Origin of the sequence: uncultured Oceanicoccus sp., assembly GCF_963968385.1 — a bacterium.
Taxonomy (GTDB): Bacteria; Pseudomonadota; Gammaproteobacteria; order Pseudomonadales; family Dasaniaceae; genus Oceanicoccus.
This window is the reverse complement of record NZ_CAXAHB010000088.1, coordinates 1-5,858: the sequence shown is the minus strand read 5'-3', so window position 1 is coordinate 5,858 and position 5,858 is coordinate 1. Positions and strand designations below refer to the sequence as shown.

The following is a 5,858-nucleotide window of genomic DNA, read 5'->3' as shown; positions in this document are numbered from 1 at the left end:
CGATGACTTTGCCGATGACAATGCCATCGAACCTAGTTATTGGTTTAATCGGGCTGGTTTGAGTCGCATTGAACAGGTGCATGACTATCTGGATAGTTTGCCGGAGACCGGTAAGGTGTTATCACTAGCAACGCCTTATAAAGTATTACGCACGCTCACCACCGGTATCGATGATATTCAACTGAGTTTGATTCAGCGCGCCATACCAGAAGATATTAGTTCGATCCTGATTGATCCTTATTTAAATGAGGATATTGATCAAACGCGGATCACTGTCCGAGTAATGGAAACCAGCCGCAGCTTAAAACGTGATGAATTGTTGTCACAGGTGCATAACCATCTGATTAATGAAATGGGCTTTGAGGAGAATCAAGTCCACTTAACGGGTATGTTGGTGCTATACAATAATATGTTGCAGAGCCTTTATCGTTCGCAAATCCTGACACTGGGTGCGGTATTTATTGCCATTTTGGCGATGCTGATCTTTTTATTTCGCTCACTGCCGATTGCGTTGATTACGCTGGCGCCCAATCTATTAGCGGCAGCGATGGTGTTGGGTGGTATGGGCTTGGCGGGTATCCCGCTGGATATTATGACAGTAACCATTGCTGCTATCTCAGTCGGCATTGCCGTGGATAATACCATCCACTATATGCATCGATTTTGTAGAGAATTTGCTAAAGATCAAAATTATTTAGCCACTATGTATCGTTGTCATGGCTCCATTGGCAAAGCCATGTTTTATACATCGATCATTATTATTATTGGCTTTTCCGTATTGGCCTTGTCCAACTTTAATCCCAGTATTAATTTCGGTTTGTTAACGGGCATGGCAATGTTTGCCGCCTTAATGGGTTCATTATTATTATTGCCGCAATTATTAATAACCTTTAAGCCCCTTGGCCCTGATGCCGCGATCACAAAAGAGCTATGACTTTTGAATGCAGGCAATATTGTGGTGCTTGCTGTATAGCGCCTTCTATTATGACCTCAATTCCAGGGATGCCGGCAGGAAAGCCAGCAGGGGTGCGGTGTATTCATTTGAATAAAGACTATCGTTGTGATCTGTTTGGCAAGCCTGAAAGGCCTTTGTTATGTGAAAATTTTCAGGCTGAGGCTGATCTCTGCGGTGCTAACCGTGAACAGGCTTTAGCGCTTATTCACTTGCTTGAACAGGCGACGGTATCTTAGCTATGGAAACCATCCCCTTGTTTCCGCTGAATACAGTGCTTTTCCCTGGCGGCAAAATGTTGCTGCAAATCTTTGAGCCTCGTTATCTGGATTTAGTCAGTTCATGTTTAAAAAATAATACGGGTTTTGGTATAGTTTTGTTGCGTGAGGGTAGTGAATGTCAAGGCTCGAGCGATGATAAAGATCCACGGTTGGCGCAGATAGGTACCTATGCAAAAATCGTTGACTGGGATTCGTTACCTAACGATTTACTCGGTATCACCATTGAGGGTACAGAAAAATTTCGCTTAATCGCTCATCATCAGCGTAACGACAAATTACATATGGCAGAGGTCGAGTGGATAGAACCAGAGCCCATTATCGCGCTGCCAGAATATGCTGATGAAATGGAAACATTGTTGGCTCAGTTGCTGGACCACCCTTATGTTGCCCGACTAAACCTCTCTCCGGAAATCGAAGATGTAGCCGCAATAAGTTGTTTACTAAGTCAGTTGCTGCCGATTGAAGAAAAGATAAAATTCCAGCTGTTATCACTTGATGATCCTTTGCTACGTATGGAGCAGCTGATGAGCTTGTTGGATGAGTACAATTAGTGGCTTCTGGTTACTTAGCTATTGCTTTCTAGCCTGCAAGATTATATTGACCTGTTGTTATCGTCCCAGTAAGGTTAATTTATCTTTGTAACCTACTTCTATTAACCTCGGTATCCAACGATGTCAGATGATCATAATGACAATGATCTTTTTCTTCAGGAAATGGGTGGTGTGAAACCTATCACCGTTGAGAAAAAAGTATCGCTGCAGCGCAGTCGTGATTCAGAGCTGGCCAAACAGGCAAGACGCGAAGCGGCTACTCAAGAGCTAGGTAAGGACAAAAATCATCTAGCGAGTGATTTTGTTGATTTGCTCGACCCTTTTTATCCGCTTGAGTTTAAACGCTCAGGCGTACAGCACGGTGTATTTAAAAAGCTAAAGCAGGGTAAATATCCGCAAGAAGGCAGGCTGGATTTGCACCGTATGACGGTAGAAAAGGCTCGTCAGGAAGTCTACAGCTTTATTAAAGAGGCTGCGGCTTATGATTTGCGCTCTTTAATTATTGTTCACGGTAAGGGCAGTCACAGCAAAAAAGATCAGGCTTTGCTCAAAAGTTATGTCAATAAATGGTTGCCAGATTTGGATGAAGTGCAAGCTTTTTGCAGTGCCCAGCCTCGGCATGGCGGACTGGGAGCGGCCTATGTGTTGCTAGGTAAAAGCGAACGAAAAAAACAGGAAAATCGTGAGCGATTAAGTCGAGGCAGGACAACAGCTGGCTAATCAGCGATAACCAGCCTTTTATGCTTTAGACTGCACCATTGGCAATCAGTATATTGGCATAGTCCACCGAAGCGCGGTGCTGTTTGACAATAGACAGCACTGTTTCCCCTTTTGGGTTGGTGGCATTAAGATTGCGACCCTCGGCGGTAAAAAAGCCAACGAATTCAGCAAAGTTTTCCAGACGCATCGATTGGTAGGCTTTTAATAAAACATGAAAATCCGCTTCAATATCTTCTGCGGGTTTAACTGCCAAAAAATCTTTAACCCGTTGTTCGGTCCAAACCTCGTCGAGAACTTTTTCTTTATCTTTTTTTAGTGCCATAGCTTATCTGCCTGTAGTGAAACTTGTGGTAAAACTTGTGGTAAAAATAGTTATTTAGCCGTTGAGTTTGGCCATCAGGATTTTGTTAACCATGCCCGGGTTAGCCTGGCCTTTGGAGGCTTTCATAATTTGGCCGACAAAAAAGCCGGTCATTTTTTTACGCTTGCCTTCATCGGCATTACGGAAATTGGCTACCTGCTCGGGATTATTGGCAATCACTTCATCAACCATCGCTGCTAGCGCGTCGCCATCTGATAGTTGCTTGAGTCCTTTGGCTTCAATAATGGCATCAACATCATCTTGATCGGCCCACATGACGTCAAAAACCTGCTTGGCTATTTTCCCAGAAATAGTGTTGTCTTTGATGCGCTTAATTAATCGACCTAACTGGGCGGCATTAACCGGACATTGCTTAATGCTGAGTTCTTCTTGATTCAATTTGGCTGAAACATCGCCAATTAGCCAATTTGCAGCTAGTTTGGCATCGTCACAGATGCCGGCAGTTTCTTCAAAATAAGTGGCCATAGTGGTATCGCCACTTAAAATGCCAGCGTCATAGCTAGATAGCTGATAGTTTTCAACAAAACGTGCCTGACGTGCATCGGGTAGCTCCGGCATGGCGTCGCGCAGGGCATTGATATAATCGTCATCAATTTCGACCGGCAAGAGATCAGGGCAGGGGAAGTAGCGATAATCATTGGCTTCTTCTTTGCTACGCATGGCTTTGGCGGTTTTGGTTTCACTATTATAAAGACGAGTTTCTTGGGTAATACTACCGCCGTCTTCGAGAATTTCGATTTGCCGTTCTACTTCCAGCTCGATAGCTTCTTCCATAAACTTAAAAGAATTGAGGTTTTTGGTTTCTGTCCGCGTGCCAAATTCCTCGGTGCCCGACAACCGCACTGAGACATTGACATCAAAACGCATGGAGCCTTGAGACATGTCGCCATCTGAAATGCCTAGAGAGGTCACAATACTATGGAGCTTTTTAGCAAATTCAACCGCTTCTTCAGGGCTGCGCATATCCGGTTCGGAGACAATTTCAATCAGCGGTGTGCCGGCACGGTTTAAATCGATACCTGAATGGTTTTGCAAGCCTTCATGAATAGATTTACCGGCATCTTCCTCAAGATGAGCATGGTGAATACGGATTTTTTTGCCATCACCATTTTGCAGTTGAATTTCAATAGCGCCCGCCCCAACGATAGGGTAATCCATTTGAGTGGTTTGGTAGCCCTTGGGGGAATCTGGATAAAAATAATTCTTGCGATCAAATACCGATCGTTTATTAATCTCGGCGCCAATACCTAAGCCAAACATAATGGCATAGCGTAGCGCTTGCTCGTTCAATACTGGCAGAGTGCCCGGCATGGCTAGATCAACGGCATTTGCTTGTGTGTTAGGCTCCGATCCAAAGGTCGTGCTGGAGCCTGAGAAAATCTTGGTAGCCGTGGCCAGTTGCACATGAACTTCAAGTCCAATTACGGTTTCCCATTCCATCACTTAGCCCTCCGCCTTGGTCACTGGTATTTGTTGATGCCAGTCGGTCGCTTGTTGAAATTGATGGGCGACATTAAGTAGCTTGGCTTCGGCAAAGTAGTTACCGGTTAGTTGCAGGCCTGCAGGTTTGCCATCGACTAAACCGGCCGGGATCGACATGCCCGGCAGTCCTGCCAAATTGGTTGAGATGGTATAGATATCTTCTAAGTACATAGAGATGGGGTCATTGGATTTTTCGCCTAATGCAAACGCCGTGTTGGGTACAGTAGGGCCCATAATGATATCGACGTCTTTAAAGGCTGCAACAAAGTCATGTTTAATTAAGCGACGAATTTGTTGCGCTTTGCGATAGTAGGCATCGTAAAAACCGGCGGATAATGCATAAGTGCCGACCAAAATGCGACGCTTGACTTCCTCACCAAAACCTTCCTCTCGGGTGCGAGTGTAGAGATCTTGTAAATCTTCAGGATTTTCACAGCGATAGCCATAACGAACACCGTCAAAGCGGGATAAATTGGCCGAGGCTTCGGAGGGAGCAATGATATAGTAGCACGGTACGGCCAAGTCGGTATTGGGTAAAGAAATTTCCTTCACCGAAGCACCCATACTTTCATATTCTTTAATCGCTGCCTGTACCGCTTGCTCGATGGCCGGTGTTAAGCCTTCGCCAAAATATTCTTTGGGTAAACCGATGGTTAAACCCGATAGATCCTCATTCAGTGTGGCGGTGTAGTCAGGTACTGCTTTATCGATACTGGTTGAATCTTTGCTATCAAAACCGGCCATTACGTTTAGCATTAGTGCTGCATCTTCAGCGCTGCGTGTCATCGGTCCGCCCTGATCAAGACTGGAAGCAAAAGCGATCATACCGTAACGTGAAACGCGGCCATAAGTGGGTTTTAAGCCGGTAATACCGCATAAGGCAGCTGGCTGGCGAATAGAGCCGCCGGTATCAGTGCCGGTACTGGCTGGCGCTAATTGCGCGGCCACTGCAGCGGCACTGCCGCCGGATGAGCCGCCGGGCACACAGTCGGTATTCCAGGGGTTTTTAACCGCGCCGTAAAAGCTGGATTCATTGGATGAGCCCATAGCGAACTCATCCATATTGGTTTTACCAAGTGATACCGCCCCGACCTGATTAAATTTTTCAATGACGGTGGCATTATAGGGTGGAATAAAATTATCCAGCATTTTTGAGCCGCAACTGGTCTTGATACCTTCAGTGCAAAAAATATCTTTATGGGCCAAGGGGATGCCGGTCAATGCTGAGGCCTCATTGTTGGCGATTTTGGCATCGGCAGCTTTGGCCTGAGCTAACGCCTGCTGTTCAGTCACGGTGATAAAACTATTGACATCTGCATCAAGAGTTTTGATGCGATCCAAAAAATGTCGAGTGAGTTCTTCACTGGAAAACGTTTTGTTGGACAAGCCTTTGCTCAGCTCGGCCAATGTCTTGTTGTGCATGAAATATCCTGTTGTTTTATTCAATCCGTCTCACTGGGGTGAAATTGCAAAATGAAATTCGGAAAATT

At 45.4% G+C, this 5,858-nt stretch carries 7 protein-coding genes; 4 read left to right on the top strand and 3 right to left on the bottom strand.

The features are described 5' to 3' along the window. The 4 genes from AACP44_RS08150 to smrA form a co-directional block, all read left to right on the top strand. Window positions 1–934: MMPL family transporter (locus AACP44_RS08150; RefSeq protein ID WP_339340031.1), on the top strand; the 934-nt coding region annotated here is incomplete at its 5' end. Beyond that, the gene (locus AACP44_RS08145) at window positions 931–1,191 is read left to right on the top strand and encodes a YkgJ family cysteine cluster protein (protein ID WP_339340029.1); all 261 of its coding nucleotides are present in this window, start codon (window positions 931–933) and stop codon (window positions 1,189–1,191) included. The genes AACP44_RS08150 and AACP44_RS08145, both read left to right, overlap by 4 nt. A gap of 2 nt (window positions 1,192–1,193) precedes the next feature. Then, entirely contained in the window at window positions 1,194–1,784 is a 591-nt protein-coding gene (locus AACP44_RS08140; protein ID WP_339340027.1) for an LON peptidase substrate-binding domain-containing protein, read from the top strand. A 120-nt stretch (window positions 1,785–1,904) separates the two neighbouring features. Further along, window positions 1,905–2,504 (top strand): DNA endonuclease SmrA, encoded by a 600-nt coding sequence (gene smrA / locus AACP44_RS08135; RefSeq protein ID WP_339340026.1) that lies wholly within the window; start codon window positions 1,905–1,907, stop codon window positions 2,502–2,504. A gap of 25 nt (window positions 2,505–2,529) precedes the next feature. On the opposite strand, the gene AACP44_RS08130 is transcribed toward smrA, so the two are convergent. Genes AACP44_RS08130 through gatA form a run of 3 tightly spaced genes read right to left on the bottom strand, consistent with a single transcriptional unit; the run spans window position 2,530 to window position 5,790 of the window. Further along, window positions 2,530–2,826: a PA4642 family protein gene (locus AACP44_RS08130; protein ID WP_339340024.1), complete on the bottom strand. Its 297-nt coding sequence runs from the start codon at window positions 2,824–2,826 to the stop codon at window positions 2,530–2,532. Window positions 2,827–2,880: 54 nt separating this feature from the next. Next, entirely contained in the window at window positions 2,881–4,326 is a 1,446-nt protein-coding gene (gene gatB, locus AACP44_RS08125) for an Asp-tRNA(Asn)/Glu-tRNA(Gln) amidotransferase subunit GatB (RefSeq protein WP_339340032.1), read from the bottom strand. Between the two features lie 3 nt (window positions 4,327–4,329). Next, window positions 4,330–5,790: an Asp-tRNA(Asn)/Glu-tRNA(Gln) amidotransferase subunit GatA gene (gene gatA / locus AACP44_RS08120; RefSeq protein ID WP_339340023.1), complete on the bottom strand. Its 1,461-nt coding sequence runs from the start codon at window positions 5,788–5,790 to the stop codon at window positions 4,330–4,332. Window positions 5,791–5,858: the final 68 nt, after the last annotated feature.

What these genes read in the sequence shown, in the direction of transcription:
- AACP44_RS08145 (WP_339340029.1), top strand. Translation starts at nt 931, where the DNA reads ATGACTTTTGAATGCAGGCAATATTGTGGTGCTTGCTGTATAGCGCCT.
- AACP44_RS08140 (WP_339340027.1), top strand. Translation starts at nt 1,194, where the DNA reads ATGGAAACCATCCCCTTGTTTCCGCTGAATACAGTGCTTTTCCCTGGC.
- smrA (WP_339340026.1), top strand. Translation starts at nt 1,905, where the DNA reads ATGTCAGATGATCATAATGACAATGATCTTTTTCTTCAGGAAATGGGT.
- AACP44_RS08130 (WP_339340024.1), bottom strand. Translation starts at nt 2,826, where the DNA reads ATGGCACTAAAAAAAGATAAAGAAAAAGTTCTCGACGAGGTTTGGACC.
- gatB (WP_339340032.1), bottom strand. Translation starts at nt 4,326, where the DNA reads ATGGAATGGGAAACCGTAATTGGACTTGAAGTTCATGTGCAACTGGCC.
- gatA (WP_339340023.1), bottom strand. Translation starts at nt 5,790, where the DNA reads ATGCACAACAAGACATTGGCCGAGCTGAGCAAAGGCTTGTCCAACAAA.